The sequence below is a fragment of the Methylobacterium sp. DB0501 genome (assembly GCF_011043735.1).
Lineage (GTDB): Bacteria > Pseudomonadota > Alphaproteobacteria > Rhizobiales > Beijerinckiaceae > Methylobacterium > Methylobacterium alsaeris.
Genome location: NZ_JAAKGV010000033.1, coordinates 22,915 through 48,488 on the forward strand (window position 1 = coordinate 22,915; position 25,574 = coordinate 48,488).

Below are 25,574 nucleotides of genomic sequence, written 5' to 3' on the forward strand. Positions count from 1 at the left end.
GCTTTCCATCGTGGGAATCGCTGGGGTTGTGCTCACCTTGACAGGTGCAGGCCTCCCCATCATAAGGACCCGCCGCCGACGCGGCGGCCCCTGCCGGCGACGGCAGCGTGGGGGAATGTCCCGAGCGGCAAAGGGGGCGGACTGTAAATCCGCTGGCTATGCCTTCGTAGGTTCGAGTCCTACTTCCCCCACCATTTCTGCTTTGCATGTCCGGCAGCAGGCAGCGGGGCGCGACGATTGTCGCGCCCGCGGGATCATTGCTCCGTCACTTCTCCCAAAGCCGCCAGCAACGCCGCCCGGGCCCGGCTCACCCGACTCTTCACCGTGCCGACCTGGCAGCCGATCCGCAACGCCGCCTCCTCGTAGGTGTAGCCCTCGGCACCGATCAGCAGCAACGCCTCGCGCTGGGCTTCGGGCAGGGCCTGCATTCGTTCCTGGACCACCCGCAGGGTACTTGCATGATCCTGGTCGGCCGGCGCGGACAGTTGACCGGCCAGGATCCCGTCACCGTCCTCGACTTCCCGGCGCCCCTTCCGCAATTCCGTGTAGAACTGGTTGCGCATGATCGTGAACAACCAGGCGGTGAAGTTGGTGCCGGCCTGGAAGCGGTGCTGGTTGGCCCAGGCCCGGGCGCAGGTTTCCTGGACCAGGTCGTCGGCCCGCACCACGTCATGCGACAGGGAGAGACCGAAGGTGCGCAGGGCCGGCAAGACTGTCATCAAAGCGTTGCGGAAGTCGAAGCTGATCGCCTCCCCTCGTGCCGCCAGGGCTGCCTCGAAACGGGTCAGAAGTTCGGCGAGGCGCGCCGGCAGCACGGCTTGGTCAGTCGTGCGGAAATATTCCTGCAGAGGTTTCCTGAGATGATCTTGGATGATGTGGGTGGAGAGCGCGCCGGAGGGCGGTGGCAACTCGGACGGGAGCGCGGTCGAATCGGTCTTCATTATCGCCGGCGGGCCCCTGATTGCGACGGAATTCCCTCTTTTTAGCGGTTCGAATTTCGATGGCAATAGAAGCTTGACCGATGCTCGATGAAACCGGCGCCCTCGCGGCCCTCATCGCCCTGGCGCAGGAGACGCGGCTGCGCGCCCTGCGGACCCTGCTGCATGCCTTTCCCGAGGGGATGCCCGCCGGACGGCTCGGCGCGGCGCTCGGCTGCGCTCCCTCGACCCTGACCTTCCATCTCCGGCAACTGCAGGAGGCCGGTCTGGTCGAGTCGCGTCGCCAGGGCGCATCCGTGATCTACACCGCGCGCCCCGCGGGCCTTGCAGGCCTGACCACCTACCTGACCGAGGCCTGCTGCAACGGCCGGCCTGACGCCTGTCTCCCCGATGCCGGCCGGCCGGCCTCCGCCTCGCGCTGCGGCGAGGGGGCGCCGGCCTGCGCCGGGCCGGTCCCCGGCGAGGGACCACCCGGCGGACCGGGGGCGTCCGGTCCCGGTCAGTAGCGGTCGTAGGACCGCCGCTCCTCCCGGTAGCGCATCGCCCGATAGGGCCGGTCGTCGCCCCAGCGCTCCGCCTTGCGGCGCCAGCCATGCGCCGGCGCCCAGGCCGGCGGACCGCCGCGGACCTCGCCGTAGCCGCCCCGGCCCCAAGAGCTGCCCCGGCCCCAAGTGCCGCCCCGGCTCCAAGAATCGCGAGCCCAAGGGGGATCGGCCTGCGCGGCGGTGGTGGCACCGAACAGACCGGCCGCCGCGGCCATAGCGGTGAAGGCGAGGGGAAGAACGCTCCTGCGCATCGACACATCTCCAGTGAACCGCGGAAGCGCGGCTCGATCTACGCCAGCAACGGCGGTCTTGCGGAAACCGTTCCGCAATCTCGGGCTTCGATTTCTTAGCAATGTGTTTCCGGATGATTGCCGAACGACGCGCCGAGGGCGCGGGACCACTTCGCCGCGAATGCCGTTTTCTGGTCACCTTCGACAGCAGACCGCCATGAAGCAGGTCACGATCGCCCTGCTCGCCGCCGCGACGCTCGCCTCGACGACGCTCGCCTCGACGACGCTCGTGGGCACGGCCTGGGGCGACGGAGCGGACCGGAGCCGCGTCCCGCTCGCCCGGCCATGAGATGCAGGAGCGCGGCAGCGTGAAGGGCAGCCCCGGGGCATCCGGTTACGCGCCCGGTCACGAGATGAAGTCCGACACGACCGGCACCACCTCGCGCAGCGGCACCGGGGACATGAAGGCCGGCACTTCCGGCTCCACCACCCGCCGCTGACCGGCCCGGCCACGGCCCGAGGGGCGCGATTCCACCGGCAAGAGCGGCATCACCCGGCGCCCCGACCCCCGCCTCTGCCGCGTCGCCGCCCTGTCCGCCCCGAGCGAGTGCCGCCAGCGGTACTTCCGGCGCCACGTCGGCCACCTGCCGACCGTCGGCGGGATGGTGCAGTTCGACCGCTCCCGAGACAGGGGGCCGGCCGACGAACGCCACCGCGGTGAGGCTGCGGGCGACGATCGACGACGCGGCCGTCCCCGGCGCTCAGTCCGCCGCGGTGAACAGGATCACCTCCGCCCCCTCCCGCGACCGGCCCCGGTGCTCGGCGCCGACCGGCACCACGCAGCACTGGCCGGGGCCGAGATGGAGCGTGTGGTCGCGGAACTCGACGCTGAAGTCGCCGCTCCACACGATGGCGGTCTCGGTCGTCCGGTCGTGGCTATCCCAGCGGCCCTCACCGCCGCCGGCGACCCGCACCAGCCGCACCGCGACCCCGCCGAGCAAGGTCGTGCTCTCGCGCTCGCCCCGCTCGGCCAGGCGGCGGAACCCTTCGGCGAAATCCAGGCCGCCGTGACTCATGCCGTCCTCCCTGAGGTCCGAAAGGCTGCCCGAAGGCCCGCCGGCTGTCGAGCGGGCCGCCGGCGGGCCCTCCCGTCTCACCCGCGCCCGCTGCGCCGCGCCGCCGCGAGCGCCGCGCCGCCGATCAGGCCCGCCGCCGCGATCATCCCGATATGCAGCCACATCGGATCGGCGGCGACGACGCTGCTCTTGGCCCGCGCGTCGAACCGGCCGTGGGCGCCGTGGTCGCGCTTGGCGTCGACCGGGTCGAACAGGTTGTCGGGTCGTCCCGTCCGTGCGGCCTGCGACGTCATCTCGCCCCGGTAGCCGTGGCGGGCGAGGTAGTGGTCGGTGAGGGCGGGTGCCGCCTGCGCGCCGAGGATCGCCAGCCAGGACGGCGTGCCGATCCAGAGTTCCCGCGGCGCGTCGTGAGCGGCGCGGACGATCTCCTCGGCGATCGCCTCGGGCTGGAAGATCGGCGGCACCGGTTCGAGGCGGCGCGGCAGGCGCGAGCGGGCCCAGTCGAATTGCGGCGTGTTCACCGCCGGCAGCTGCACCATGGTGAGGCGGACGTGGCTGCGGTGGTGCAGCAACTCGGTGCGCAGGCTGTCGACGAAGCCGCGGACCGCCGCCTTGGCGGCGCAATAGGCCGATTGCAGCGGAATCGACCGGTAGGCGAGCGCCGAGCCGACATGCACGATGGTGCCGCGATCGGAGGCCTTCATATGCCGCAGGGCCGCGAGGGTGCCGTGGACCTGGCCGAGATAGGTCACGTCGGTGACGCGCTGGAATTCCTCCGCGGTCATCTGCTCGACCTCGGCATAGACCGTCACCATCGCGTTGTTGATCCAGACGTCGATGCCGCCGAACTCCTCGACGAAGGCCTCCGCCGCCCGGTCGACCGCCTTCGCGTCGGCGACGTCGGCGCGGTAGCCGAGCGCCCGTCCGCCGACCGCCTGGACCTCCTCGACCGCCGCGGCGATCCCCGCCCGGCCCCGCGCCACGATGCCGACGTTCCAGCCCCGGCGCCCGAAGGCCACCGCGACCGCGCGCCCGACCCCGGCGCTCCCGCCGGTCACCACCACGGTGGGGCGCGAATTCCCGCTCATGCGACTGCTCCCGATGACATTGCGTCAGCCCCGACAACGCGCCCGGGGCGCTTCGGGTGCAGGGCCTCGCGGAGACGGGCGATGCCGGCACCGTGGGGCAAGAGATCGGGGGCAAGAGATCGGGGGGCAAGGCATCGAGGAGCGGCCCGACCGCTCCGGCGGGGCGGCGCGCCCGAAAATCCGCGCTCCCGCCTCGAATCCCCCCGTTCCCGTTCTACCTCCGTCTCCGCATCCGTCGCCCGCCGCGGCGACCGGTCAGGAGGAGTGGATGAAGGCCTTCGTCGTCCGACAGCCCGGCGGCCTCGACCGTCTGGAGATCGCCGAGCGGCCCGATCCCGGGCAGCCCGGCCCCGGCGAGATCCGGGTCGCGATCCACGCGACCTCGCTCAACTTCCACGATCTCCTGGTGGCGAGCGGGCGCTCACCCGCCGCCGACGGCCGGATCCTGATGTCGGACGGGGCCGGACTCGTCGAGGCCACGGGCGAGGGCGTCACCGATTTCGCGCCGGGCGATGCGGTCGTTTCCTGCTTCTTCCCGCACTGGGCGGACGGGCTGCCGCAGAGCCCGGTCGGCAATTTCGCCCAGGTACCCGGCGACGGGGTCGACGGCTTCGCCCTCACCCACGCGGTACGGCCGGCGGGCGCCTTCACCCGCGCGCCGCGGGGCTGGAGCCATGCGGAGGCCGCCACCATCACCACGGCCGGCCTCACGGCGTGGCGGGCCCTCGTCGGCGACGGCGGGCTCAAGGCCGGCGACATCGTGCTGGTGCTCGGCACCGGCGGCGTCTCGATCGCGGCGTTGCAGATCGCCAAGGCGATGGGCGCGGCGGTGATCGTCACCTCCTCGTCCGACGCCAAGCTTGAGCGGGCGCGGACCCTGGGCGCCGACCACACCCTCAACTACCGCACCCACCCCGACTGGGGCCGGCAGGTGCGCGACTGGACCGGCGGGCGCGGCGTCGACCACGTGGTGGAGGTCGGCGGGCCCGGAAGCCTGGCGCAGTCGATCGAGGCGGTCCGGGTCGGCGGCCACATCGCGCTGATCGGCGTGCTCACCGGCCGGGGCGGCGAGGTGCCGACCTCGGCGCTGATGGCCAAGCAGGCCCGGCTCCAGGGCCTGATCGTCGGCAGCCGGCGCCAGCAGCAGGATTACGTCGCGGCCCTCGACCGCACCGGGATCCGTCCGGTGATCGACCGCACCGATGCGTTCGAGCAGCTGCCCGAGACGTTTCGCCATCAGGAGAGCGGGAGCCATTTCGGCAAGCTCTGCGTCGCCTGGTAATTCCGGCATGATGATCCCGCGCCGCGGCACGAGGCTCGTCCGGCTCGCCCGCGCGGCTTTAGCTCGACGCCGTCGCGGCTTCCGGGGTATGTCGATCCGATGAACGGAATCGTGGTGGTCGGCACCGGCCAGGCCGGCTTTCAACTCGGCGCCTCCCTGCGGGAGAACGGCTATGCCGGGCCGGTCACCCTCGTCGGCGACGAGGCCGGCCTGCCCTACGGCCGGCCGCCGCTGTCGAAGGCCTACATGCTGGCCAAGACCGACGCGGCGGGCCTCCGCCTACGGCCGGACGCCTTCTTCGCCGAGCATCGGCTGACCCTGCGCGCGGGGGAGCGGGCAGTTGCGATCGACCGGGCGGAGCGCCGGCTCCACCTCGCCTCCGGGGAGGCGCTCGCCTTCGATCACCTCGTCCTGGCGACGGGATCGCGCAACCGGCCGCTGCCGGTGCCCGGCGCCGATCTCCCGGGCGTCCACCAGCTGCGGACGCTCATCGACGCCGACGCCCTGAAGGCGGCGCTCGCCGAGGCTACGTCGGTTGCGGTGGTCGGGGCCGGCTTCATCGGGCTCGAATTCGCGGCGGTCTGCGCCCAGAAGGGTGTTTCCGTCACGGTGATCGAGGGGCTGGAGCGCCCCCTCGCCCGGTCGGTCTCGGCCGGCATGGCGGCCCTGATCGAAGCCTCCCACCGCGCAGCCGGCGTCGCATTCCTGTTCGGGAGCGCGGTCGCGCGGATCGCCGGGCCCGACCGCGCCCGGGCGGTCGTCCTCTCCGACGGGTGCGAGGTCGCGGCCGACCTCGTGCTCGTCGGCATCGGCGTGGTGCCGAACGCCGATCTGGCGGCCTCGGCGGGTCTGCGGGTCGAGAACGGAATCGCCGTCGACGCGATGCTGGCCACCGAGGATCCGGCGATCTCGGCCATCGGCGACGGTGCCAGCTTCCCCTCGCCCCACGCGGAGGGCGCGCGGGTGCGCATCGAATCGGTGCAGAACGCCGTCGACGGCGCCCGCTGCGTCGCCGCCCGCCTGACCGGCCGGCCCGCCGCCTTCACGGCGGTGCCGTGGTTCTGGAGCGACCAGGGCCCGCTCAAGCTCCAGATCGCCGGCCTGTGCCAGCCGCACGATCTCGCGGTGCGCCGGGGCGATCCCGAGCGGGGGGGCGTCTCGGTGTTCTGCTACCGGGGCGGGCGCCTCGTCGGCGTCGAATCGCTCAACCGCCCGGCCGACCACATGATCGCCCGCCGCCTGCTCCAGGCCGGCCGGAGCCCGACCCCCGATCAGGCGGCCGATCCCGGCTTCGACCTCAAGGCCCTCGCGCTCGGCTGAACGCCCATGCTACGCCGCGTGCCATCTCACCGGAGGTGTGCCCGATGTCGTCCGCTCCAGCCGTCGGTATCCAGGCCAGGGGGCCCGGAGGCACGCTCGAAGGCACTTGGCAGCCGGCGGCGCCCGGCGCGCCGGTCGTCCTGATCGTCCGGGGTCCCGGCCTGGACCCTGTCGAAGGCGGCGGCGTACGATTGAACGCGTCGCGGCGTCCGGAGCGACCAGGGCCCGTTCGAGGTCGTACCCGCTTCGAACACGAACCGGGTTCGCCCGCAGCGAAACAGCAGCGGCGCGGCTCTCGCGCTCGTAGCGCGCACCGATCGCGGTCGTCTGCGACGTCGAGTGCCACAGGGCGCCGCCGGCAAGGAGGCAGAGGAGACCGTCTGCGAGAGGCGGCGGCAGCCCCGCGCCCGCTCAGCGATCGTTCTCGGTGGTGAGCTCGCTCGGATGGATGCCCTTGTCGGGCGCATCCTCCGGCCGCAGCCGCGCGTCAGGATAGGCGCCGTCCGTCAGTTCCACGCCGGCGGCCACGAGAGCGCCGCGGATCGCGGTCCGCTGCTGGGGCGAGGCCGGGTAGCGGCCCGCCTCGAACGCGCGGATGTTCGCCGCGTCGACGTTGGCGCGCAGGGCCAGCTCGTCCTCGGACCAGCCGAGCAGGTCCCGTGCCCGGCGCAGCTGCGCCGCCGTGATGTCGTCTCCACCGTTCACTGAGAGCCGTCCCCCGCTGCCTCGTGGATCATCTGCGCCGCACGCGACGCCTTGGCTAACGGCGAGGCCCCGCTTTCGTTGCCACACCGGCAAGCTTTCGCGAGTCCTGCCACATTACGGCCAAGCTTGCCGCATAAATGCAACAGTCGTCGGCAAGATGCCGAACCGAGGCGGCCGCTCCCGCGGCCAGGGTTGCGGGCGCGGGACGGCCTCTCTAGGGTCTGCGACCAACACGACAATACGGATGGGGAATGCGATGAAGGCGATGCAGGTTGCGCTGGCCGCCGGTGCCGTCGCGCTGTTGGCGTCGGCGACGCAGGCTTCGGCGCAGAACATGCTCGGCTACGGCCAGAAGAACCGGGACAAGGCCAACGCGCCGCAATACATCCCGCCGCCCAAGGCGCAGGAGAAGGTCTTCCCGCTCGATTCGACCTGGACCGCGGTGAGCCTCAACGGCAAGCCGTTCGCCGGCGGCGAGCGGCCGAGCTTCATCATCGACAAGCAGTACCGCGCCCGCGGCTTCGGCGGCTGCAACACCTTCGCGGCGACCGCCTTCCCGCTCAAGGAGCAGCACCTGGCGGTCGGCCCGCTCGCGCTGACCAAGCGCAACTGCGACAAGGCGGTCGGCGCCTCGGAGATGCAGTTCCTGACGGCGTTGCGCACCTCGGGCCAGTGGGACCTCGTCGGTTCCCAGCTGGTGATCAAGAGCCAGGCCGGCGAGCTGCGCTTCGACCGCGCGCTCTGATTATCCTTTCGCAGCATGTCGGGACGGCCCTGCCTCCGGGCGGGGCCGTTCGCGCATGTGCGTGGGGCTCGGAATCGATTTACCGCCGCCGTCCAGTGCTTTAAGGCCCTCTTCGATCCGACGCCGGAGGCTTGGCCGTTTGATGCGGCTCCGGCGTCCGCGCGGACCAACCAGAACAGCGGATGCGAGGAGGAACCGGGATGCGGGCGATGTCGAGGAGAGTGCTGCTCGCGGCGGCGTTGCTGGGCGGCAGCCTGGTCGGGGCGCAGGCTCAGGACAAGTCGCCGGTGAAGCTCGGCGCGATCGAGATCCTGACCGGCCCGAACAGCCGCTACGGGATCGCCATCCAGCGCGGCTTCGACCTCGCGCTCGCCGACATCAACAAGGCCGGCGGCGTGCTCGGCGGCCGGCCGCTGGCCATCGCCTACGAGGATTCGGCCGGGGCCAAGGAGCAGGCGCTCAACGCCGCCCGCAAGCTGATCGGCCGCGACAAGGTTCCGCTGATCCTCGGCCCCACCCTGTCGAACGAGATGTTCGCGGCCGGCCCGGTCGCCAACGAGCGCAAGGTACCGATCGTCGGCACCTCGACGACGGCCAACGGCATCACGGCGATCGGCCCCTACGTCTTCCGCACCTCGCTGCCCGAGGCCGACGTGATCCCGGTCACGCTCAAGACCGCGCAGGCGAAGTTCGGCATCAAGCGCGTCGCCGTGATGTACGGCAACGACGACGCCTTCACCAAGTCGGCCTACGACGTGATGAAGGCCTCGCTCGAGAAGCTCGGCATCGAGACCCTGACCACCGAGACGTTCGGCTCCAAGGATTCCGACTTCTCGGCTCAGCTCACCAAGATCAAGGCGCTGAACCCCGACGCGATCGTGCTGTCGGCGCTGGTCGAGGCGGCGTCGGGCATCGAACTCCAGGCGCGCCAGCTCGGCATTCCCGAGAAGGTGTTCTTCATCGGCGGCAACGGCCTGAACTCGCCCAAGCTCGGCGACATCGCCGGCAAGGCGGCGGACGGCACCCTCGTCGGCAGCCCGTGGTTCGTCGGCAAGCCGGACGCGGCCAACCAGGCCTTCGTCAACGCCTTCAAGGACAAGTACGGCGGCGATCTGCCCGACCAGTTCGCGGCCCAGGCCTACGACACCCTGTTCATCGTCGCCAAGGCGATCGACGCGGCCGGCGCGCCCGACTCCGAGAAGATCAAGGATGCGCTGATCAAGGTGAAGTACACCGGCGTCATGGGCCCGTTCTCCTTCTCGGAGACTCGCGACCCGGCGGATACCTCCGGCGTGGTGGTGCTGGTGATGAAGGGCGGCAAGTTCCAGCTGCTGCAGTAACGATCCCGATCGTTGCAAGCCGAGGCGCGGTCCTCGCCTTTCCCCGCCCGCGGGGAGAGGCGATGCGCACGGCTTGAAGCGTGCGACGACACCCCCCGCAACGACACGTGCTTGCGGTCGGACGCCCTCGCCCCCACCGATTGACCCGCCGCGCGATAGCGGCCACGTCGCACCCTCGTCATCCTGTTCGGCCCGACAGCCGAAAGCCGTGGGCGCCGGGCGCGCCAATAGATTCCAAGCCCCCACCATGCTTGAGCAGCAGCTCGTCAACGGCGTCGTGCTCGGCGCGACCTACGCCCTCTTCGCCATCGGCTTCACGCTGATGTTCGGGGTGATGGGCGTCATCAACCTCACCTACGGGGTCTACTTCGCCCTCGGCGCCTTCGCGGCGCTCTGGAGCACGCAAAGCCTCGGCCTGCCGATCTGGGCGGCGCTGCCCGTCGGCGCGCTGATCGCCGGGCTGATCGCGGTCGTCCTCGACACGCTGCTCCTCACCCGCCTGCGCAAGGCGAAGGCGCCGGAACTCGCGTCGCTGATGGTGACGCTCGGCGCCACGCTCTTCCTCTATGCCGGCATGGCGGCGGCCCTCGGCACCGAGATCCGGCGCTTCCCCGCGGAGGTGTTTTCCGGCGGCGCCTACAGCCTCGGCGACGTGCGGGTCGGCACGACCCAGATCCTGATCCTCGTCGCGGCGATCGTCCTGATGCTGGCCCTGCTCGCCCTCGTGCGCGGCTCGCGGATCGGGCTTGCCATCCGGGCGGTGGCCGAGAACCCGGACGCCGCCGCCCTGATGGGCATCAACGGCGCCCTGATGCTGCGGGTGGTGTCGTTCCTGTCCGGCGCCATCGGCGGCGCGGCGGGCGTGCTCGTCGGGCTCAACTTCAACGCCATCCAGCCCTTCATGGGCGAGCACATGATGCTGCGCGGCTTCGCGGTCATCATCGTGGGCGGGCTCGGCGACCTGCGCGGCGCCCTTCTCGCCGGCCTGCTCCTCGGCCTCGCCGAGGTGCTCACCGCCGCCTACCTCTCTTCGACCCTCAAGGACATGATCGCCTTCGCGCTCCTCGTCGCCACCCTGTGGTTCCGTCCGCTCGGCCTGTTCGGCCGCGCCGCCGCCAAGCGGGCCTGACCGTCATGTGGGAAACCCTCGACGATTTCTACTGGACCTACCAGAGCCTGATCCACGCGGTCGGGGTGAACGGCATCCTGGCCCTCTCGGTCTACGTGGTGCTGGCGGTAGGCCAGCTCTCGCTGGGACAAGCCGCCTTCATGGGCGTCGGCGCCTATACGGGCGCCCTGCTCACGGTAAAGTTCGGCGTGCCGTTCGGCGTCGCGATGGTCGGCGCCGCCCTGGTGCCGGCCCTGCTGGCGCTGGTCGTCGGCGGGCCGACGCTGCGGCTCACCGGCGTCTATCTCGCGATCGCGACGATCGGCCTCGGCGAGATCACCCGCATCGTGTTCCTCAACTGGGACTATGCCGGCGGAGCGCTCGGGCTCTCGAGCATCCCGGAGCGCGGCGGGGTCGCGGCGATCTACGGCACGCTCGCGGTGCTGCTCGTCGGCCTGACGCTGGTGGCCCGCTCCCGCGTCGGCCGCGCCATGGAGGCGATGCGCGAGGACGAGGCGGCGGCCGGCGTGATGGGGGTGAACCTGCCGCGCTACCGGCTGGTGGCGCTCGTCGTCTCCTCGGCGATGGCCGGGGTGGCGGGGTGCCTCTCGGCCCACGTCTCCTCATTCATCGGCCCCAACGAGTACGGCTTCGAGGCCGCGGTGACGATCCTGAGCTACGCGCTCCTCGGCGGCATCGGCTCGCCGCTCGCGCCGGTTCTGGGCTCGACCATCCTGACCCTGCTGCCGGAGGTGCTGCGCCCGCTCGCCGATTTCCGCCTGATGGTGAACGGCCTCATCATCGTGCTCGCCGTCCTCTTCATGCCGCGGGGCATCCTGCCCTGGCGCATCGCGCGGACGGGCTGACGACCATGACTCAGCACGATCGGGCGCTCCTCACCGTCCAGGGTCTGACCCGCCGCTTCCAGGGCCTCGTCGCGGTCGATTCGGTCGACTTCGCGGTCCGGCCCGGCACCGTCCACGGTCTGATCGGCCCGAACGGCGCCGGCAAGACCACTCTGTTCAACCTCGTCTCCGGGGTGCTCGCGCCGAGCGCCGGCAGCGTCCGTCTCGGCGACCAGCCCCTCGACGGGCTGGCGCCCTACCGGCGCACGGCTCTGGGGCTTGCCCGCACGTTCCAGAACATCCGCATCTTCTCCGAGATGACGGTGCTGGAGAACGTGATGACGGGCCTGCACACGCGCCTGTCCTCCACCTGGGGCATCCTGCTGCGCGGCTCGGGCTTCCGGGCCGAGGAGCGCCAGGCCAAGGCCAAGGCGCGCGACCTCCTGGCCTTCGTCGGCCTGTCCGAGGCGGCCGACATCCGCGCCGGCGACCTGCCCTACGGCGACCAGCGCCGGCTCGAGATCGCCCGGGCGCTCGCCTGCGAGCCGCGCCTCGTGCTCCTCGACGAGCCCGCCGCCGGCATGAACCCGGCCGAGACCCATGCCCTCCTCGGACTCCTGCGCCGCCTGCGCGACGAGCGCGGCCTGACCCTGCTGCTCGTCGAGCACGACATGCCCCTGGTGATGAGCCTGTGCGACCGGCTGACGGTCCTGAATTTCGGCCGCCGGATCGCCGACGGCACGCCGGCCGAGGTGCGCGCCCACCCGGCGGTGATCGAGGCCTATCTGGGCACCGGCAGCCACGAGGTCAGCGTGAGCCGGGGAGCTTTGTCGTGAGCGAGCGTGCCTCAGCCGAACTTCTCGCGGTCGATGGTCTGCGCCTCGGCTACGGCCGGGCCGACGTGGTCCACGGCATCGGCCTCTCGGTCCGGCGCGGCAGCATCGTGTCGCTGATCGGCTCGAACGGCGCCGGCAAGACCACGATCCTGCGCAGCCTGTCGGGCCTGATGAAGCCCCGGGCCGGGCGGGTGCTGTTCGGCGACGAATCCCCGGTCGACATCGCCGGCGAGGCGGCGCACCGCATCGCCCGGCGCGGCATCGTGCAGGTGCCGGAAGGCCGCCAGGTCTTCGCCAACATGACGGTGGCCGAGAACCTGCGCCTCGGGGCCTACCATGTCCCGGGCCCGGAGGCCGCGCGCCGGCAAGCGGCGGTCGAGGCGCGCTTTCCCCGGCTCGCCGAGCGGCTGCGCCAGCAGGCGGGCTACCTCTCGGGCGGGGAGCAGCAGATGCTGGCGATGGGGCGCGCCCTCATGGCCGAGCCGGTCCTGCTCCTCCTCGACGAGCCCTCGATGGGCCTCGCTCCCCTCATCGTCGACGAGATCTTCTCCATCATCGCGTCCTTGCGGGCGGAGGGACGCACCATCCTGCTCGTCGAGCAGAATGCCAGCGCGGCGCTCGCCATCGCCGATTACGCCTACGTGCTGGAGACCGGCCGCATCCGCCTCCAGGGCCGGGCGGCGGAGATCGCCCGCAATCCGGAGGTGACGGCGGCGTATCTGGGGGTGTGAGACGAAGTCCGGATCCCTTCGGACGTCGTCTCACCGGCCCGCGCGGTGGAGCCGGAGGCTCCCCACGCCTGAGCGACGCCGACTTTCGCATGGCGAACGCGATCGCGCAGCAATCGCCGAGCCATCGATCGACAGTCGTATGATACCAAGGGTCGTTTCCGACGACCGCCGATATCACTGCCAGAGACCCGCCTTGCGCGCCTTCGCGCTCGCCTCCGCCGCCTGCAATTCCGGCGGAGCCCCCGGCGCCGCCCGGCCGGCGCCGTTGAACAGCACGACCTCGGACAGGTCCTGATCGCCGGCGCGGCAGCGGTAGAGATCGGCGGCGCCCGCCGGCTGGCAGGTCACCTCGCGCCGGCGCAGGTACTGGCGGAATTCGCGGGCGAGCGCGCCGCCCTGCCCCTCGACGCCGGCGAGACGCACCGCCTGCCCGTCGAGGCGCAAGCGGCCGGTATCGATCACCCGCGGAATTCCGCGCAGCGCCGGGGATGCGGAGGGGCGCTCGCCCGGATTCTGCCAGGCCGGGCGGGACGCCGTCCGGGGGATGCCGCTCGTCTCGCGGGCGGCCTCGCGCGGCTCTGCGGCCAGCGGCGCCGGTCTGGCCTTGGCGACCTGCGCCGCGACGTCCTGGAACAGAGCCTCCGGCCCGTCGCCGGCCCCGTTCTCGGGCGCACCGCCGGAGAGGTAGGTGCCGACCAGAAGATCGCCGGCCGTTCCGACATACAGCCCGTCCCGGTTCGCGTCCTCATCGGCGCCCACCGGCGGCCGGGCGAGGCCGGTGAGCAGCGTGAGGAGCGCCGTCCGCCGCTCCGCCGCCGGCATCGGCCCGGCGACGAGGCGGTCATAGACCGGGCGGCCGTCACGGCCGAGATGGCGCAGGCTGGCCGACGCCGCGCGGCGGGCCTCCGGCGAGTCGGCGAGGGGCAGGCCACCGGCGACCACCGCCTGCACCCCGCCATCCGGCCCGAGGACCAGGAGGCCAGCCCGGGTGCCGCCGCGCCCGGCGGCGTCGAGGCGGCGCTCCACGGCCTTCTCGGCCGCGTCCTGCAAGCTGCGGTCGAGGGTGGTGCGGATGACGGCCTCGCGCGGCGTCTCCCGGCCGAGGCGGCCGGCGGCCTCCGTCAGGACGAGGTCGGGGAAGCCGCTGCGGGTCGCCGGCGTCGCGCCGACCGGGCTGAGAGCGTCGAGCGCCCGCCCGGCCTCCGCGCTCTGCGCGGCCGAGAGCGTCCCCATCATCACCATGCCGTCGAGGACGTCGCGGCCGAGCCGCCGCACGGCCAGCACATCGCGGTCGGGCTGCAGGTCGGGCGCGAGCGACAACCCGGAGAGATAGGCCGCCTCGGCGGTGGTCAGGGCGGCGGCCTCCTTGCCGAACAAGGTCCTGGCCGCCGCATCGATGCCGGTGAGGCCGTGACCGAAACGAGCAAGATTGAGCGCCCGGGCGAGGATCCGCGGACGGTCCTCCCGGGCCTGGAGCCACAGCACTAGCATCGCCTCGCGCACCCGGTCGGCGAGGCTGCGCGCCTCGCCCGGCGCGGCCCCGATGAGGTCGCGGCGGACGAGCCGCTGGGTCAGGCGCGGGCTGCCGGCCCGCGGGCCGTCGCTGATCGTGCCGCGAAACGCCTGGCCGATCACCGCGGCGACGCCCGAGGCGTCGAGGCGGTAGGTGTCGTCGAACCACGGATCCTGCGCGGCGAGGAAGGCCTGGCGCATCGTCGGCGCCACCGCGTCGAGGGCGAGCGGCCGCCCCTGCCGGGCGCCGCGGCGGGCGATCGGCGTGCCGTCCTCCGCCTGCACGGTGAGGGTGGCGTCCGGGATGCGCGGACCCGTCAGCGGCGGCAGCGTTGCGGCGCACCAAGCCAGGAAGAGCGCGCCCGCGCCCAGCGCGCTCACGGTCGTGAGCAGGAAGGCGCGCCCCCAGGGCAGCGCCCCCGCCCGTCGCGCCGTGCCGGCGACGCGGGCCGCCAGCGGATGGGCGCCGAGGCGTCCGGCCGCCTCCTGCCAGGCCGGCACGACCCGGCGCAAGGGCGCGGCGGCCGCCGACAGGACCGGCTCGAGGTGGCCCGCGGCGGTGCTGCCGGCCCGGGCCGCGCCGGCGCGCAACTGCGAGACGCTCTCCAGGACGCTCTCGGAATACGGTTTCCGCCCCGCGGCGAGGTGAGACGGAGGCGGCGTCTCCCCGGGCTGCGCCTCCCGGGACCCCGGCGGCGGGCTGGCGAGGTCGAGCCAGTCCCGCCCAGGCTGCGTCGTCATCGGCTCCGCCACCATCCTGCGCGATCACCTCCGGTTCCGGTGCCGACGTGCCCACCGTCCGGCACGCGGACGGCCCGGGCCGCGCAACGGCTACGGTCCCCAGCAACGTTGGCCCTAGGGAAACAGTTCCGGGGAAATCCGGTGTCGCGACGCCTCTGCCGGCGGCGGACCAGGTCCCTCGTCCCGGCCGGTCGTGATGCCGCAAGTCTTCATTCGCAAGCTTGACCTTATCCGAACCTGCTGCGTCGGAGTATCCGCGAATAGTTCGGAACGATCATTTGAAGTCGGCGTTTTGAAGCATCTTCAAGGCGCAACGGGTTCAGATCCCGGCGCAGAGGGAGGCGACCGAACATGAACAGACTGACAGTTGGACTGGCCGCGCTGCTCCTCAGCACTTCGGCTTACGCGCAGACCGCCGGCAGCCCGGCCGCGGGCGGGGCCCAGGGCCGCGGCGGCGAGATGAGCCAGTCCGGCCCGAAGGCGGGGCCCGCTGCGGGCACGCAGGCCCGCGGCGAGATGGGCAAGGGCGAGATGGGCAAGGCCGACGGCCAGGTCGGGATGCGCGCCGAGCAAGGCCGCCAAGGGGCCGGCCAAGGTGCCGGCATGGACCGCAAGGACACGGCCGATCGTAACGACCCGTCCGACCGCAAGGACATGGCCGACCGCAAGGGCGACCGGGACGGGATGCGCGGGGGCGACCGCGACAACCGCCGGGCGATGGACGAGCGCCGCGACGGCGACCGTCGGCTGGACCGCCGGGACGAGCGTGCCGAGCGCTTCGAGCGTCGCGAGGGCCGGGCGGGCTTCCGCAGCGAGGCGCGCGAGGACCGGTTCACGACCGTCGGCGGCCGCCGCTACGTCACGATTTCCGGTCGACGGGTGCTGTACGGCTCGCCCGAATACCGCCGCCTCGTCGTGGTCGAGCAGCGCGAGCAGCGCGTCCGCCCCGGCCGGGTCGAGTACGTGACGATCTCCGGGCGCCGGGTGAGGGTCGGCTCGCCCGAGTATCGCCGTCTTGTGATCCGCGAGAAGAGCGGCCCCCGCCGCTACGTCGTGGTGCGCGGCCAGCGGGTCATCTACGGCTCGCCGGAATACCGTCGCCTGATCGTGTCGGAGCGCACCGGCCCCGACCGCTACGTGACGATCTCGGGCCGGCGCGTCCTCATCGGCTCGCCCGAGTATCGCCGCCTGTCGGTCAGCGAGCGCTCCAGCGTCACCGGCAGCGTCCGCAGCCGTGAGGACGTGCGCAGCAGCGAACGCCGCGAGGACCGCCTGACCCGTGGCGAATCCCGCCGCGACGGGATGACTGACCGCGAGCGCAACCGCGACCTGTCGCGGGGCGAGATGAAGGACGGCAAGGACCGTCGCGAGATGGGCGAGCGTCACGGCGCCCGGCCCGAGCAGGCGGCGGGCAACCAGCCGGGCCGCAATGCCGGCGAGCGCGGCATGAACGAGCGTCAGGCCAACGACCGCCAGATGGGCGGCCGTGGCACCGGCCCCGAGACCACCGGCAGCACCCAGCGCGGCGCGCGTCCGGGCCAGGAGGGCGGCGCCAGCAAGGCGATGCCGGAGGGCGGTCCCAAGGCCGGCCCGTCGACGTCCGGCCAGCCGGCCGGCGCGGGTGCCGGCGGCCGGATGTAATCCGCCGTCACGTCGCCTGACCGAACGCTGAGAGAGGCCGGTCCCGGGGCAACCCGGGGCCGGCCTTCTCGCATGCAACCTCGCCTGCGCCCGGCGCCCGCGTCCGGACCGCGACCCCGGATGCGATTGTGCTGGTCCGGGTGTTGCGCTACCGCCGTAAGCCCTCGCCGGCCGCCCCTTTCCCGCCCGGTTGGCGCCGTAGGGAGGCGCCGACCGCGCCGCGGGGAATAGGATGGCCCGGACGGACCGGGGTCGAGAGGACCAGGATGCCGATGCGTGCGCCCATCCCCATCGTCGGCCCGGGCGTTTCCCGCGCCCGGCCCGCTCCGGCCGGCTTCACCCATTCCAGCCGAGCAGAGTCGACGCGCAGATGCTGAAAACCGCCATCGTCGCGGCGCGCGACCGCCAGCGCCTCCAGGAAATCGCCGGCATCCTGATCGGCTTCGGGGTCAACAAGGTCGTCGACCGCCTCGGCCTGCGGGCGATCCCGCGGCTCGCCTGGCGCAGCGCCCCGGCCGTCGACCTCACGCGCCTGTCGCAGCCCGAGCGCCTGCGCCGGGCGATCGAGGCCCTCGGCCCCACCTTCATCAAGCTCGGCCAAGTGCTGGCGAGCCGCGCCGACCTCTTGGCGCCGCAATGGACCGAAGAGCTCGGCAAGCTGCACGACAAGGTCGCGCCCCTGCCCTGGGAGGTGATCCGGCCGCAGCTCGAAGCCGATCTCGGCGCCCCGCCCGCCGAGATCTTCTCGGAGTTCGACACCAACCCGATCGCCTCGGCGTCGATCGCCCAGGTCTACCGCGCCAAGCTCGAGACCGGCGAGGAGGTGATCGTCAAGGTCCGGCGGCCGGGGCTCCAGAAGATCATCGAGGCGGACCTGCGGCTCCTGTCGCACGCCTCGCGCATCGTCGAGACCGAGTGGCCCGAGATGGCCCGCTACCGGCCGACCGAGCAGATGCGCCACATCGCCAACGGCCTGCGCGAGGAACTGGACCTCGCCAACGAGGGCCGCAACTGCGAGCTGCTGGCGGCGCTCTTTCCCGACCGCGACGACGTCGTGTTCCCGAAGGTCTACTGGGAATACACCTCCGAGCGGGTGCTGGTGCAGGAATTCATCCACGGCATCCCGCCGACGGACACCAAGCGCCTGGAGGAGGCCGGGCTCGACCGCAAGGTGCTGGCCCAGCGCGGGGTCGACGCCTTCCTGCAGATGGCGATGATCGAGGGCCTGTTCCACGCCGACCCGCATCCGGGCAATCTGCTGGCGATGCCGGGCAACCGCATCGCCTTCATCGATTTCGGCATCGTCGGCCGGCTGTCGCAGCGCCGCCGCTCGCAGCTCCTGATGCTGATCGGCGCGATGCTTCAGGAGGATGCCGACGGGCTGATGGCGGTGCTGCTCGACTGGACCGGCGCCAGCAACCCGGACCTGACCAAACTCGAGGCCGCCTCGCAGGCCTTCGTCACCCGCCACAACGGCGCGACGCTCAATCTCGGCCTCGTGCTCACCGACTTCATGACCATGGCGCGCGAGAACGATCTGGCGATGCCGACCGACCTCGCCATCCTGTTCAAGGGGCTGGTCACGGCGGACGGCGTGATGCGCCAGCTCGATCCCGCCTTCGACCTGTTCGCGGCGGCCGGCCCGACCGTCAGCCGCCACATGCGGTCGCAATTCTCGGTCAAGGACCTGAAGGGCCGGTTCCAGGGCCTGGCGACCGGCCTCTACGGCGCGGCTTCCGAGCTGCCCACGCTGATCCACCTGATGCTGGTGCGCCTCAAGCAGGGGCGGGTCACGGTGGAGATCGAACTCAAGGGCATGGACAAGCTGACCCGCGGCATCGAGCGCGCCGCCGCCCGGGTCGCGGTCGGCCTCGTGGTCGCGGCCTTCGCCACCCAGCTCGCGCCGCGGCTGATGGAGCACGGCACCCCGGCCTTCGCCACCATCGGCATCCTGGTGCTGACGATCGGGATCGGCTGGATCCTGCTGCTCGCCAGGAATCGCTGATCCGGCGGATCGCTGATCCGGTGTATCAGCGATCCGGCAACCACTGACGCGGCCAGGGGCCGCCCGGAAGGACGGCCCCTGGCCTTGCGTCGCGTCTGTCGTTCCGCTCAGGCGGCGAGGCGGCGGCCGCGCCGGCGCGCGTGCAGGTCCTGCGCCGCCCTCGTGGCGTGGCGCGGGCTGCGGAACACTTGGCCCTCCAGGGTGTGGAAGTCCGGGTGGGCGGAGAAGAAGCGGAAGCCGTCGGTCTCGGGAACGACGATGCCGGCGGAGGTCTCGCCGACCTCGACGATGCGGGCGGGCTGCATGGGCGAATATCTCCGGTCGCGGTCGCACGGGGGCGCCGCGGAAATCACGTCACGGGATTGTCAAGCAAGAGTTGGGCCGGTCTTCGGCGGCCCGGGCGGACGGCGCGCGTCAGGCGCGGCGGCCGCCGCGGCGACAGGACGCGCGACGGAGGAAGGCCGGAACGGGGCGGCCGGGGAAGGGCATGCGGCAACGCAGCATCGCTGTGTGTCTCCGGTTCTCCGGGTTGGCCCGTCGGCGCCGCGCAGGCGCCGGGGTGCTTTAGCGTTTGGTCTCGCGGCGCAATCAGCCTCAAATCACCGCGGCGGCGGGGCCGATGGCCGGCCCCGATCGCCAGGACACCATCGGCCGATCGGGGCCGGCTGTCAACGGGAATGTTCTTTTTATGGAACAGTTTGAAAGACAAGAAGCTTCCAGCAGCGCGCAAAGACGGAGCATGAACGTTGCGCCCCGGCTTATTTCAACGTCAGAGGCTCGTGTGCGATCAAGTATCGTTCTATAAAACAAACGACACGCGATGCCGCCGCACTGGCGCGTCGCCGCGCCGTGGCGCAGGATGCGGGCCTGCCCTTTCCGGAGAGCCGTGATGACGGACGAGCCGCACGACCATTCTCATCCCCAGGACCATTCTCACGATCACCCCGCGCGAGATCATCACGGGGACGAGGCGACGCGCTGGAAGCATGACGGCGTCCGGGTGATCACCGGCGACAAGCTCGACCCGAACACCGCCCAGACGCCGGGCATGTTCCGCCAGGCGGCGATCAACCACGCCCGCGTCGGGGCACAGAAGATCTGGGCCGGCACCGTGGCGATCGAGCCCGACGCCAAGACCGGCGTGCACCACCACGGTGCCCTCGAGAGCGTGATCTACGTGGTGCGCGGCCGCGCCCGGATGCGCTGGGGCGAGCGCCTCGAATTCGTCGCCGAGGCGGGGCCCGGCGACTTCATCTACGTGCCTCCTTTCGTTCCGCACCAGGAGATCAACGCCTCCCCGGACGAAGCGCTGGAATGCGTGCTGGTGCGGTCCGACAACGAGGCGGTGGTGGTCAACATCACCGATATCGAGCCCGTCGAGCGACCGGAGGCGGTGTACTGGGTCGATCCGATCCACAGGCATCCGTGACGCCGCCCTACCCCCACGCGGAGGCCGGAGGGGCAGGACAACGCCGGAGTCTAGTTTCGGTTCCATGTGTGCGGTTTGAAACAGCCCGCAGTCTCCCGCAGGCGGGTGTCGCAGGTTTCGCTCCGATCTCGCGCCTTCTGCATTGCGTCCGGGACGACCCGGCGAAACCGGGGTCGGAACCGGTCCCCGCAACGACGGTGGCCCCGGCGCATCAGGTCTCGGGACGACTTTGATGCCGACGATTTCGCGCCTGCGGTTAATCCGTTGTTAATCACGCCGGGCGACTCTGAGGGCAATCCAGAACTCTCGAGGACCCTCATGCCCGCGCAGCAGGCCCGCCCGCCTTCCCCTGACGATTGCCCGGTTTCCCTCGACGTGCTCGGCACGCTCTATCGCGGCGACGCCGAGGTGGTGGAGACCGTCCTCGCCGACATCCCGTCGCGCACCCGCGCCCGCCTGGCGGCGTATCTCTATGGCAAGAGCCACCTCCACGCCCTGGGCCTGCGCGTCGCCTCGGCCTGCAGCGAGACCGATCTGGTGCGGGTGGCCGGAACGGCCGGGGCGGTCCTGTTCGCCCAGTCCCGCACCGCGCCCCGCGCCGCCGAGGTCCGTCACCCCGGTCAGCGCCGCATCAGCCTGGCAGGCAGCCGCTCCGTCGCCTGACGCGCACCCGGCGATACGATTTCTCGCCGATCCCGCTTGTGGTTCGGCGAGAACCCATGCTAATGCCCCGCCTGCGCTGGCGACGGCGCCCGCGGAGAGGTGGCAGAGCGGTTGAATGCACCGCACTCGAAATGCGGCATGGGCGCAAGTCCATCGGGGGTTCGAATCCCTCCCTCTCCGCCAGCCCCTGTGTAACGCACACCATAGTTTGTCCTTTTTGGGTGCGTTTTAGTCCACGATCTCAGCATAGTTTGGCCACTGCGCACAAGCCCTCTTGAAATATAAGGGCTTTTTCCGACAGGGTATCGCGCCTCGCTTCGAGGCCGCTGACAGCGAATTCACACAATCCCTGAACTGGCCGCACTTGTTCTGACATCTCAAGCTGCGACGCAATCGACGCGCCCTTACCGCTGGGGTGCGACACGGCCGAGCGATGCACTTGCTGTCCTGAACGATTGGCCGGCGCTGGCGCATGTTGCAGAAGAGTCGCACTTGCATTGCAGCCACGCTCGTTCGGCTACGGCGAACTTTCGATGTCGGAAGGCCCTGCATTGTGCGCGTCCAAGAAGGCTTCTGTCCGCCGACGGTGGAGCGTGCCCCAGGCGATATCCGAGCCTATGACCAGGCAAAGCGCCGGCTTCAGGCTGAACCTCATGACAGTGACGACCACGTCTCTCGTTCTCGCGACTCGTAAGGAGGCCAACCCGGCCTCCTCATCGCTGCGCAGCAAGCCTACCAGGATCCTCTGAGACGAGAAGACGCCGACGTTGGCGAACCCGCTACAAGGCTGCGGAGGTCACTATCTCGGCCTGCCGTCCATGGAGATCGACGATCGCCGACAGCGGCGGTATGACGGCGCGTCCCGAGGTTGGATCACGACCGGAGGGGCTAATGTCTCGACCTGACTGCCGGAGATGCGCAAAACGCCCTCTCCTCCTCTGACGCGAGGTTCCGCGATGCGCATTCTCGTTTCCGCCCTCGCCCTCGGCCTCTCCCTCGCCGGCCCCGCTGCTGCACAGGCCCCCGCCCGTCCGCTCCCGGCGACGACTGCTCCCGACGCGGCGACGGTCGCAGCGGCGCGCGAGGTCGTCGCGAAAATGCAGGGCGACCGCGACGCTGCGCTCGCCTCGATGGGTGGCCCGATGGTGGGGCTCATCCAGCAGATGGGCGTCAAGGATCCCGAGCGGGCGCAGGTCATGGTGCGCGAGGTCATCTTGCCGGTGATGACCGCCCACTACGACGAACTCCTCGACATCCAGGCCCGCAGCTTCGCCGGGGTGCTCGGCGCGAACGACCTCAAGGCCGTGTCGGCGTTCTATGACACCCCCGCCGGCAAGGCGTTGGCGAAGGCCCAGCCGCAGCTCGCGCAGGCGCAGCTCACAGGCATGACGCAATGGATGGGTGCCCTTGCCCCGGAGATCCAGAGCAAGCTCGTCCAGGCGATCAAGGCGCACGGCTGGGACAAGGCTGCGCCGACCGCCCGCTGATCGCTACCGGCCCGGAGACCTGCAGCATGCGATTTGCCGCCGTCATCCTGACCCTCGGGGTCGTCGTACCCGTTCCAGCCATGGCCGGCGGGCCCATCGAGGCCGGCACGACGACCGTACGCACCGAGAGCTTCGCACGCCCACCCTATTCGGGGGCGACGTACTACATCTACGAGCGCGACGGGCGCACGATCTGCACCAAGCTCGCTGTCTGCAACAAGTACGATCAGTGCACCACGCGGAACGTACCAGGGGTTTTCCGGGATGGAGAGGACGCCGACGGGAGCGAGTCCGCCTCCACGAGTCCGGCCGTCGCCATTCCGTCGACGTCCCTGGTCAAGCACGTGTGCCTGACCCGCTTCGGCCTCGCCGGCCAGCGATGACCGTCACCCGCCATCGAAGAGGTCGCAGACAATCTTTGATTGGACGGGTGTCGGGGATGCCTTGTCAGATCGAGGCGCTCGGGCAACTCTACGCCCATGGTTCGCCTCTATATCGGCATCACCGATCAGGATTGGTTCGACGCACTCTCAGCCGCGCCGCCGGATGAGGTCAATTTCTGGCAACCAAGTGGCAATCGGATGTTCCGTGCGCTACGTCCAGGCGAGCTGTTCCTGTTCAAACTGCACGCACCCCGCAATGTGATCGCCGGTGGTGGCGTGTTCTCTCATGCATCGCTCGCCCCCCTGTCGATGGCCTGGTCAGCCTTCGGGTCCAAGAACGGCGTTGCGAGCCTCGATGACATGCGCCGACGGATCGCGCGCTATCGCCGGGATGTCTCCCTGCTCGACCCACGGCAGGACCCGGTGATCGGTTGTCGCGTGCTCACCCAACCGTTCTTCTGGCCTGAGGAACTCTGGCTGCCGATCCCCACGACATTCTCGCTGCAGACCCAGCAAGGGCGCGGGTACAACACAGAGGATGCTGATGGGCGTGCGCTCTGGGAGGCCGTCGTGGAGCGGATCTCAATGGCCGCGCGAACGTCAGCGCCAGAGGCCACCACGCTACCACGATACGGCGCGCCGGCCCTGGTACAACCGCGGCTTGGCCAAGGGGCGTTCCGCCTGGCTGTGACGGACAGCTACGAGCGACGTTGTGCGGTGTCGGGTGAGCGTACGCTGCCAATCCTAGACGCCGCACACATCCACCCCTTCGCTGATGGCGGCACGCATGAGGTGGCCAACGGCCTACTGCTGCGCACGGACATTCACCGGCTGTTCGATCTTGGCTACGTCACCGTATCAGAGGATTACCATTTCGAGGTGAGCAGACGGCTCAAAGCTGACTTTGACAACGGGCGGCACTACTACGCCCTGCACGGGCAGCCGTTGAGGTCACCGCGGCGCGGTGCAACCAAGCCCTCAGACGAGGTTCTGCTGTGGCATCGCGAGCATCGCTATCGCGGTTGAATTACCAGCCCTGTCGCTCCCATCGCGCTGTGATGCCACGGCCTGGATCTGCTTCCCCTGCTCAGCCGCCATCACTCACACCTACCCGATTTACCGGGCCGTCATACCCGGAGGCGGCCTCGCCCCTGCTACCCATCCAGCAAGCGACGCAGTTCCAAGTTCCAGATCACCGATGAAGCCGCCACGATCTCGATCCGGTGGATGGCTGGGATGTTCATCGCCTTCTGCGAGAGCGGCCGCACCCCGCTCAGCAACGGCCTCGCGACCGACTGCATCGCCCGTGCGGCCGCCGCATGCTGCCGGATCGTAATCACGACCCCAAATCCCGATCGCTTCACCACCGACGCGCTCCACGTCCTCAGGTCATCAGGGGAGAGCGAGGCTCGATCATTAATTTTTTTATTATAAATTAATAGTCCGAAAAAGTGGCTTACGAGCCAAAATCCATTCTTTTATTTGGTGGCCGAATCAATGAGCGATTTGATATCTTCAGCAACCGCTTTTCGGGTTTTGCGAGCGGAAACATAATAACCTAATTGAGGTAGCGCGACCCAGTCGCCAGACGGTGGCTGATCTTCTTGCAAAGCAAGTCGCTCCAGGCCGCTATTATCGCGCTCCATCCAAAGATCAACTAGCGCGTCTCCTATTGCAGCGAGAACATCTTCTACATCTGCATCAAGAAGGAGCGCATCGTTCTGTTGATCAAAATCCAGACAGAGTGATGCTACAGGGTCGGAGCGGTTTAGAGGGATAGAATCCGACCACTCTAAAGATTTTGCAAACATTGGAATACAGTATACATGCGTCACGCGCGTCGGACGAACCGCGTGAATGATCTTCGTCGCAGACGCTCGTCTGGCAGAATCGTCAAGGTCAGTGACGCGCATTAGCACGGGTTCGCGATAATCAAGACAAAGGGTTTGGCTTGCACTGCCTCGACGAAATATCAAGACATCGTCTGCATCATCTTCATAAAATGCACTGTAAACCACACGAGCAAATTGGTCGTCTGTTGGCTGTATAATATAAGCCCGGACGATACCAGCTGAATTAGTGATATTACGCACTACATCGCAGATCTTGCGCAATCTTTTTTCCATTTTAACAGGGTCACTTGGTCCTAGCTGGCTTGAGAAATAGTCAGCTACCCGTGTTCGGCCGGCCCTATAAAGTTGAGCACGCTTATCCATAATCTCGTGGAAGTCGGTGGATTTTATAGGCGTCTTCACTTGCATCGGGTGAAGATCGTCGATGCGTCTACTTTCCAGGTCGCCGCGCCCCCACATTGCCGCAGAAACAATACGTCTGACTACCTGGATTAGTCCGGGCTCTCCGTCGCCCGGCCACAGCGTTGCTTCGTCAACAAACTCATCAACAACTCGGAATCCGAACGTCGGAATAACTGTTGGTAGTTTAGCTCTTTCCTTATCCAGGGTCCAAGCTGGAAAGTTTGAGAGGAGACCACCATCGACGAAGGCCTCTCCTTTGATGCGCCTTGGCTTAAACACAAGAGGGTAGCAAGCTGATGCCATCGCCGCTTCCGCTACTCCCATCGTAGGATGCGATGCAGTGTCGAAAACGGTCATCTTTCCGGTCGATTGTTGTTGCCCCCTAAAGACCGGACGGGGTCTCCTGGGTTGATCGGGTGATGAACTCGCGCGGCGAGCGGTAGCCGAGCGCGCGATGAGGATGAAAGTCGTTATAGTGCGCCAGCCAAACGGGGAGCTGGCGCAGCACGCTCGCGGCATCCGGTAGCACCGAGACACGCACGTAGTCGCGTTTCAAGGTTCGCACGAACGCTTCGGCCATGCCGTTGCTCTGCGGGCTCTCCAGCGGCGTCGTCTTCGGTATCAAGCCGAGTTCGCGGGCGAAGCGGCGGGTATCGCGGGCCACGTAGC

28 protein-coding genes, 2 tRNA genes and 1 pseudogene are annotated in these 25,574 nt (G+C 69.8%); 20 read left to right on the forward strand and 11 right to left on the reverse strand.

What is annotated here, in order from left to right; all coding sequences use genetic code 11:
- The first annotated feature begins 109 nt into the window (after positions 1–109).
- A tRNA-Tyr gene (locus G4G93_RS32095) sits at positions 110–194 on the forward strand.
- A gap of 60 nt (positions 195–254) precedes the next feature.
- Here G4G93_RS32095 and G4G93_RS32100 read toward each other — a convergent pair.
- Complete coding sequence (locus G4G93_RS32100) at positions 255–941, reverse strand: sigma-70 family RNA polymerase sigma factor (RefSeq protein WP_165091280.1); 687 nt, start codon at positions 939–941, stop codon at positions 255–257.
- Between the two features lie 80 nt (positions 942–1,021).
- Here G4G93_RS32100 and G4G93_RS32105 point away from each other — a divergent pair, with 80 nt between their 5' ends.
- Positions 1,022–1,444, forward strand: a complete 423-nt coding sequence (locus G4G93_RS32105) for an ArsR/SmtB family transcription factor (protein ID WP_165091281.1) — start codon at positions 1,022–1,024, stop codon at positions 1,442–1,444.
- Here G4G93_RS32105 and G4G93_RS32110 read toward each other — a convergent pair.
- The gene (locus G4G93_RS32110; protein WP_165091282.1) at positions 1,438–1,734 is read right to left on the reverse strand and encodes a hypothetical protein; all 297 of its coding nucleotides are present in this window, start codon (positions 1,732–1,734) and stop codon (positions 1,438–1,440) included. The two genes, G4G93_RS32105 and G4G93_RS32110, sit on opposite strands and share 7 nt — an antisense overlap.
- Before the next feature lie 196 nt (positions 1,735–1,930).
- Here G4G93_RS32110 and G4G93_RS36530 point away from each other — a divergent pair, with 196 nt between their 5' ends.
- A complete protein-coding gene (locus tag G4G93_RS36530) occupies positions 1,931–2,062 on the forward strand; it encodes a hypothetical protein (RefSeq protein WP_281409765.1) in 132 nt (43 codons plus the stop codon).
- 57 nt (positions 2,063–2,119) lie between these two features.
- Here the strand turns inward: G4G93_RS36530 and G4G93_RS32115 are convergent, their stop codons facing one another.
- Positions 2,120–2,263, reverse strand: a complete 144-nt coding sequence (locus G4G93_RS32115) for a hypothetical protein (protein ID WP_165091283.1) — start codon at positions 2,261–2,263, stop codon at positions 2,120–2,122.
- Between G4G93_RS32115 and G4G93_RS36850 the strand changes: the two are divergent.
- Positions 2,262–2,339, forward strand: a pseudogene (locus G4G93_RS36850) (hypothetical protein); the annotation flags it as partial. The gene G4G93_RS32115 and the pseudogene G4G93_RS36850 overlap by 2 nt on opposite strands.
- A 135-nt stretch (positions 2,340–2,474) precedes the next feature.
- On the opposite strand, the gene G4G93_RS32125 reads toward G4G93_RS36850, so the two are convergent.
- Together G4G93_RS32125 and G4G93_RS32130 are read right to left on the reverse strand one after the other, a co-directional pair.
- Entirely contained in the window at positions 2,475–2,789 is a 315-nt protein-coding gene (locus G4G93_RS32125; RefSeq protein WP_165091284.1) for a cupin domain-containing protein, read from the reverse strand.
- A gap of 77 nt (positions 2,790–2,866) precedes the next feature.
- Positions 2,867–3,877: an SDR family oxidoreductase gene (locus tag G4G93_RS32130; protein ID WP_165091285.1), complete on the reverse strand. Its 1,011-nt coding sequence runs from the start codon at positions 3,875–3,877 to the stop codon at positions 2,867–2,869.
- A gap of 268 nt (positions 3,878–4,145) precedes the next feature.
- On the opposite strand from G4G93_RS32130, the gene G4G93_RS32135 reads away from it, so the two are divergent.
- Positions 4,146–5,159, forward strand: coding sequence for a zinc-dependent alcohol dehydrogenase family protein (locus G4G93_RS32135; RefSeq protein WP_165091286.1), 1,014 nt, complete (start codon positions 4,146–4,148; stop codon positions 5,157–5,159).
- A 99-nt stretch (positions 5,160–5,258) separates the two neighbouring features.
- Complete coding sequence (locus G4G93_RS32140; RefSeq protein ID WP_165091287.1) at positions 5,259–6,479, forward strand: NAD(P)/FAD-dependent oxidoreductase; 1,221 nt, start codon at positions 5,259–5,261, stop codon at positions 6,477–6,479.
- Between the two features lie 411 nt (positions 6,480–6,890).
- Here G4G93_RS32140 and G4G93_RS32145 read toward each other — a convergent pair whose 3' ends face one another.
- A complete protein-coding gene (locus G4G93_RS32145; RefSeq protein WP_165091289.1) occupies positions 6,891–7,184 on the reverse strand; it encodes a multiprotein-bridging factor 1 family protein in 294 nt (97 codons plus the stop codon).
- Positions 7,185–7,428: 244 nt separating this feature from the next.
- Between G4G93_RS32145 and G4G93_RS32150 the strand changes: the two genes are divergently transcribed.
- The 6 genes from G4G93_RS32150 to G4G93_RS32175 all read left to right on the forward strand — a co-directional run bounded on the left by G4G93_RS32150 (position 7,429) and on the right by G4G93_RS32175 (position 12,789).
- Entirely contained in the window at positions 7,429–7,929 is a 501-nt protein-coding gene (locus tag G4G93_RS32150; protein WP_395409625.1) for an META domain-containing protein, read from the forward strand.
- 209 nt (positions 7,930–8,138) lie between these two features.
- Entirely contained in the window at positions 8,139–9,269 is a 1,131-nt protein-coding gene (locus tag G4G93_RS32155) for an ABC transporter substrate-binding protein (protein WP_246737156.1), read from the forward strand.
- A 247-nt stretch (positions 9,270–9,516) separates the two neighbouring features.
- On the forward strand, positions 9,517–10,398 hold the full coding sequence (locus G4G93_RS32160; RefSeq protein ID WP_165091292.1) for a branched-chain amino acid ABC transporter permease: 882 nt from the start codon (positions 9,517–9,519) through the stop codon (positions 10,396–10,398).
- A gap of 5 nt (positions 10,399–10,403) precedes the next feature.
- Positions 10,404–11,243 carry a branched-chain amino acid ABC transporter permease gene (locus G4G93_RS32165; RefSeq protein WP_165091293.1) on the forward strand — a complete coding sequence of 280 codons (840 nt, stop codon included), beginning with the start codon at positions 10,404–10,406 and terminating at the stop codon, positions 11,241–11,243.
- A gap of 5 nt (positions 11,244–11,248) precedes the next feature.
- Positions 11,249–12,058: an ABC transporter ATP-binding protein gene (locus G4G93_RS32170; protein WP_165091295.1), complete on the forward strand. Its 810-nt coding sequence runs from the start codon at positions 11,249–11,251 to the stop codon at positions 12,056–12,058.
- On the forward strand, positions 12,055–12,789 hold the full coding sequence (locus G4G93_RS32175) for an ABC transporter ATP-binding protein (RefSeq protein WP_165091296.1): 735 nt from the start codon (positions 12,055–12,057) through the stop codon (positions 12,787–12,789). The genes G4G93_RS32170 and G4G93_RS32175 overlap by 4 nt, the downstream gene beginning before the upstream one ends.
- Positions 12,790–12,963: 174 nt before the next feature.
- On the opposite strand, the gene G4G93_RS32180 is transcribed toward G4G93_RS32175, so the two are convergent.
- Positions 12,964–15,042: a transglycosylase domain-containing protein gene (locus G4G93_RS32180; protein ID WP_246737157.1), complete on the reverse strand. Its 2,079-nt coding sequence runs from the start codon at positions 15,040–15,042 to the stop codon at positions 12,964–12,966.
- A gap of 351 nt (positions 15,043–15,393) precedes the next feature.
- Here G4G93_RS32180 and G4G93_RS32185 point away from each other — a divergent pair, with 351 nt between their 5' ends.
- Both G4G93_RS32185 and G4G93_RS32190 read left to right on the forward strand, forming a co-directional pair.
- On the forward strand, positions 15,394–16,683 hold the full coding sequence (locus G4G93_RS32185; protein WP_206290148.1) for a hypothetical protein: 1,290 nt from the start codon (positions 15,394–15,396) through the stop codon (positions 16,681–16,683).
- A 370-nt stretch (positions 16,684–17,053) separates the two neighbouring features.
- Positions 17,054–18,688: an ABC1 kinase family protein gene (locus tag G4G93_RS32190; RefSeq protein WP_165091298.1), complete on the forward strand. Its 1,635-nt coding sequence runs from the start codon at positions 17,054–17,056 to the stop codon at positions 18,686–18,688.
- 107 nt (positions 18,689–18,795) lie between these two features.
- Here the strand turns inward: G4G93_RS32190 and G4G93_RS32195 are convergent, their stop codons facing one another.
- A complete protein-coding gene (locus tag G4G93_RS32195; protein ID WP_165091300.1) occupies positions 18,796–18,993 on the reverse strand; it encodes a hypothetical protein in 198 nt (65 codons plus the stop codon).
- 584 nt (positions 18,994–19,577) lie between these two features.
- On the opposite strand from G4G93_RS32195, the gene G4G93_RS32200 reads away from it, so the two are divergent.
- The 6 genes from G4G93_RS32200 to G4G93_RS32225 all read left to right on the forward strand — a co-directional run bounded on the left by G4G93_RS32200 (position 19,578) and on the right by G4G93_RS32225 (position 23,676).
- Positions 19,578–20,117 carry a cupin domain-containing protein gene (locus G4G93_RS32200; protein WP_165091302.1) on the forward strand — a complete coding sequence of 180 codons (540 nt, stop codon included), beginning with the start codon at positions 19,578–19,580 and terminating at the stop codon, positions 20,115–20,117.
- 318 nt (positions 20,118–20,435) lie between these two features.
- Positions 20,436–20,780 (forward strand): hypothetical protein, encoded by a 345-nt coding sequence (locus G4G93_RS32205; RefSeq protein ID WP_165091304.1) that lies wholly within the window; start codon positions 20,436–20,438, stop codon positions 20,778–20,780.
- Between the two features lie 93 nt (positions 20,781–20,873).
- Positions 20,874–20,963 (forward strand) — tRNA-Ser (locus G4G93_RS32210).
- Between the two features lie 773 nt (positions 20,964–21,736).
- Positions 21,737–22,267: a DUF2059 domain-containing protein gene (locus G4G93_RS32215; protein ID WP_165091305.1), complete on the forward strand. Its 531-nt coding sequence runs from the start codon at positions 21,737–21,739 to the stop codon at positions 22,265–22,267.
- Positions 22,268–22,293: 26 nt separating this feature from the next.
- Positions 22,294–22,650: a hypothetical protein gene (locus tag G4G93_RS32220; protein WP_246737158.1), complete on the forward strand. Its 357-nt coding sequence runs from the start codon at positions 22,294–22,296 to the stop codon at positions 22,648–22,650.
- Between the two features lie 96 nt (positions 22,651–22,746).
- On the forward strand, positions 22,747–23,676 hold the full coding sequence (locus G4G93_RS32225; protein ID WP_165091306.1) for an HNH endonuclease: 930 nt from the start codon (positions 22,747–22,749) through the stop codon (positions 23,674–23,676).
- 128 nt (positions 23,677–23,804) lie between these two features.
- On the opposite strand, the gene G4G93_RS32230 is transcribed toward G4G93_RS32225, so the two are convergent.
- From G4G93_RS32230 to G4G93_RS32240, 3 genes are all read right to left on the reverse strand, one after another.
- Positions 23,805–24,017 carry a hypothetical protein gene (locus tag G4G93_RS32230; RefSeq protein ID WP_165091307.1) on the reverse strand — a complete coding sequence of 71 codons (213 nt, stop codon included), beginning with the start codon at positions 24,015–24,017 and terminating at the stop codon, positions 23,805–23,807.
- A 111-nt stretch (positions 24,018–24,128) separates the two neighbouring features.
- Positions 24,129–25,262, reverse strand: a complete 1,134-nt coding sequence (locus G4G93_RS32235; protein ID WP_165091308.1) for a patatin-like phospholipase family protein — start codon at positions 25,260–25,262, stop codon at positions 24,129–24,131.
- A 25-nt stretch (positions 25,263–25,287) separates the two neighbouring features.
- The coding region (locus G4G93_RS32240) for an integrase core domain-containing protein (protein ID WP_165091309.1) at positions 25,288–25,574 on the reverse strand (287 nt) is incomplete at its 5' end.

Bases quoted from the DNA above. Each gene is read 5' to 3' on its own strand.
- G4G93_RS32100 (WP_165091280.1), bottom strand. From the start codon at position 941: ATGAAGACCGATTCGACCGCGCTCCCGTCCGAGTTGCCACCGCCCTCC.
- G4G93_RS32105 (WP_165091281.1), top strand. From the start codon at position 1,022: ATGCTCGATGAAACCGGCGCCCTCGCGGCCCTCATCGCCCTGGCGCAG.
- G4G93_RS32110 (WP_165091282.1), bottom strand. From the start codon at position 1,734: ATGCGCAGGAGCGTTCTTCCCCTCGCCTTCACCGCTATGGCCGCGGCG.
- G4G93_RS36530 (WP_281409765.1), top strand. From the start codon at position 1,931: ATGAAGCAGGTCACGATCGCCCTGCTCGCCGCCGCGACGCTCGCCTCG.
- G4G93_RS32115 (WP_165091283.1), bottom strand. From the start codon at position 2,263: ATGCCGCTCTTGCCGGTGGAATCGCGCCCCTCGGGCCGTGGCCGGGCC.
- G4G93_RS32125 (WP_165091284.1), bottom strand. From the start codon at position 2,789: ATGAGTCACGGCGGCCTGGATTTCGCCGAAGGGTTCCGCCGCCTGGCC.
- G4G93_RS32130 (WP_165091285.1), bottom strand. From the start codon at position 3,877: ATGAGCGGGAATTCGCGCCCCACCGTGGTGGTGACCGGCGGGAGCGCC.
- G4G93_RS32135 (WP_165091286.1), top strand. From the start codon at position 4,146: ATGAAGGCCTTCGTCGTCCGACAGCCCGGCGGCCTCGACCGTCTGGAG.
- G4G93_RS32140 (WP_165091287.1), top strand. From the start codon at position 5,259: ATGAACGGAATCGTGGTGGTCGGCACCGGCCAGGCCGGCTTTCAACTC.
- G4G93_RS32150 (WP_395409625.1), top strand. From the start codon at position 7,429: ATGGGGAATGCGATGAAGGCGATGCAGGTTGCGCTGGCCGCCGGTGCC.
- G4G93_RS32155 (WP_246737156.1), top strand. From the start codon at position 8,139: ATGTCGAGGAGAGTGCTGCTCGCGGCGGCGTTGCTGGGCGGCAGCCTG.
- G4G93_RS32160 (WP_165091292.1), top strand. From the start codon at position 9,517: ATGCTTGAGCAGCAGCTCGTCAACGGCGTCGTGCTCGGCGCGACCTAC.
- G4G93_RS32165 (WP_165091293.1), top strand. From the start codon at position 10,404: ATGTGGGAAACCCTCGACGATTTCTACTGGACCTACCAGAGCCTGATC.
- G4G93_RS32170 (WP_165091295.1), top strand. From the start codon at position 11,249: ATGACTCAGCACGATCGGGCGCTCCTCACCGTCCAGGGTCTGACCCGC.
- G4G93_RS32180 (WP_246737157.1), bottom strand. From the start codon at position 15,042: ATGACGACGCAGCCTGGGCGGGACTGGCTCGACCTCGCCAGCCCGCCG.
- G4G93_RS32185 (WP_206290148.1), top strand. From the start codon at position 15,394: ATGAACAGACTGACAGTTGGACTGGCCGCGCTGCTCCTCAGCACTTCG.
- G4G93_RS32190 (WP_165091298.1), top strand. From the start codon at position 17,054: ATGCTGAAAACCGCCATCGTCGCGGCGCGCGACCGCCAGCGCCTCCAG.
- G4G93_RS32195 (WP_165091300.1), bottom strand. From the start codon at position 18,993: ATGCAGCCCGCCCGCATCGTCGAGGTCGGCGAGACCTCCGCCGGCATC.
- G4G93_RS32200 (WP_165091302.1), top strand. From the start codon at position 19,578: ATGACGGACGAGCCGCACGACCATTCTCATCCCCAGGACCATTCTCAC.
- G4G93_RS32205 (WP_165091304.1), top strand. From the start codon at position 20,436: ATGCCCGCGCAGCAGGCCCGCCCGCCTTCCCCTGACGATTGCCCGGTT.
- G4G93_RS32215 (WP_165091305.1), top strand. From the start codon at position 21,737: ATGCGCATTCTCGTTTCCGCCCTCGCCCTCGGCCTCTCCCTCGCCGGC.
- G4G93_RS32220 (WP_246737158.1), top strand. From the start codon at position 22,294: ATGCGATTTGCCGCCGTCATCCTGACCCTCGGGGTCGTCGTACCCGTT.
- G4G93_RS32225 (WP_165091306.1), top strand. From the start codon at position 22,747: ATGGTTCGCCTCTATATCGGCATCACCGATCAGGATTGGTTCGACGCA.
- G4G93_RS32235 (WP_165091308.1), bottom strand. From the start codon at position 25,262: ATGACCGTTTTCGACACTGCATCGCATCCTACGATGGGAGTAGCGGAA.